Origin of the sequence: Marinobacter fuscus, from assembly GCF_003007675.1 — a bacterium.
In the GTDB taxonomy this organism is placed as follows: domain Bacteria; phylum Pseudomonadota; class Gammaproteobacteria; order Pseudomonadales; family Oleiphilaceae; genus Marinobacter; species Marinobacter fuscus.
This window is the reverse complement of sequence record NZ_PXNP01000038.1, coordinates 1-1,295: the sequence shown is the minus strand read 5'-3', so window position 1 is coordinate 1,295 and position 1,295 is coordinate 1. Positions and strand designations below refer to the sequence as shown.

Sequence of the window (1,295 nt, the reverse complement as noted above, 5' to 3'; positions counted from 1 at the left end):
CAGGGAGAGTACATCCTGCAGGGTCTGAACCTTGGGCGGCTTGACGATGGGAACATACTCCCAGGGTTTGTCGAGGACATACTGATAGAAACGCTGCATAGCATTGCGGGCAATTTTGACCAGGCTCCAGGAGCGATGCTCGACCAGGTGAATGAAATACTGCTGGAGCTGCTGGGTGCTAAGCTGGTCGGGACAGGTATCGAAATGGTCGCTCACCTGTCGCAGGCAGCGGGTGTAGAGGTCGATGGTCTTGGCGCTTTTGCCCCGCAGGGTGAGTTCGTTATGGTAGCGTTGATGCAGAACTTGAAAACGAGCGTGGTCGTGGGTGTTCATGACGCGTCTCCTGACAGGCCCTTCCGAAATAGAAGGGGTCAGGAAAGTACAGACGATTTGCGCCTCTGCCGCGTAGCGGCTTCGTTCAACAAAGCCATCAAATTCGCTCCCTACGGTCGCCGGACGCCCTTGTCAGGGCGCCGTTTATGGCCGGCGTTAACCGAGTCAGCCTTGGTTCTTTGTGTTTTGGATAGGGCATTACTAGCGGTAGATTTGTCGTGTTTTTCTGCTCTTCCGGTAGTAAACTTTCTTGTAATGCGGCACGTCAAAGCTTTTGTTCCGCTGCCACTAGAGAAGCCACAGGCACAGAAGCGAAGCCATTTTAAAGGTGGTTTCCTCAACCAAAATTCGTTAAGGTGTGGGTAGTTTTTTATTTTAATCGTTAGCTTCGGGAGACTTCACGGCTAACCCGGTTTCGGTATAGTTCATGGGTTCCCCGGCTAACAAGTAGCTGCTACGGACACCAAACAGTTGGCACCTTTTTGGCGTCGCTACGCTGGCAAAAAAGTTGCCAACTGTTTGGTGCCGCAGAGCAATGCGTTAGTTGGTAGTGCTTCGTACCTTTGAGTGGCCGTGTGCTAATGGCCTTGGCCGAAAGTTGGCAGCAAAACCGGCAGAATAGCTGCGCAGCCAAGGCCCGCAAATTTGTCGTCTTGTTGGTAGCTCAAACGGTCAGCGGAGCTGGTTCTAAATTGAGTGTCTCGGTTGTGGGGTTGTCCGTCGATAAACGGTTCCTTGCTTACTTGCTACTCTGATGTTCAGGTTCATTCACCGCATTATTGGCGGTGATTTTATGCACATAGCATCAGCGGGTTTTGGTGCAAGGGCTGCGGCGTAGGCTACGATGTTGGTTGCCAGGGATCGGGCTTCATTGATGCCCCCAACTAACCAGTCGCTGTAGTACGTTCCCGGCCCGAGGGCCGTCCACCGGACGCCACTGACGTGGCGCCGCTAAGCTTGGC

The 1,295-nt window shown here is 53.4% G+C and carries 1 protein-coding gene; it reads right to left on the bottom strand.

The genetic code is table 11. From position 1 onward, the window contains the following. Positions 1-333: site-specific integrase (locus C7H09_RS07950; RefSeq protein ID WP_206074286.1), on the bottom strand; the 333-nt coding region annotated here is incomplete at its 3' end. Positions 334-1,295 lie beyond the last annotated feature (962 nt).